Source organism: Streptomyces actuosus, from assembly GCF_016921115.1.
GTDB lineage: Bacteria > Actinomycetota > Actinomycetes > Streptomycetales > Streptomycetaceae > Streptomyces > Streptomyces actuosus_A.
The window spans coordinates 1-255 of record NZ_JAFFZS010000298.1; the positions used below are offsets into that span (position 1 = coordinate 1).

Annotated in this window: 1 pseudogene; it reads left to right on the plus strand. The window is 65.5% G+C overall.

Annotated features, from left to right (window positions below):
- Nucleotides 1–255: pseudogene (locus JS756_RS36390) on the plus strand (trehalose synthase); the annotation flags it as partial.

Below are 255 nucleotides of genomic sequence, written 5' to 3' on the forward strand. Positions count from 1 at the left end.
GCGAGTCCCGCTACCCCGTCTCCGAGATCCTCGCCAAGACCCCCGCCATCCCCTCCGGCTGCCAATGGGGCATCTTCCTGCGCAACCACGACGAGCTCACCCTCGAAATGGTCACCGACGAAGAACGCGACTACATGTACGCGGAGTACGCCAAGGACCCCCGGATGCGCGCCAACATCGGCATCCGCCGCCGCCTGGCCCCCCTCCTCGACAACGACCGCAACCAGATCGAACTCTTCACCGCACTCCTGCTCT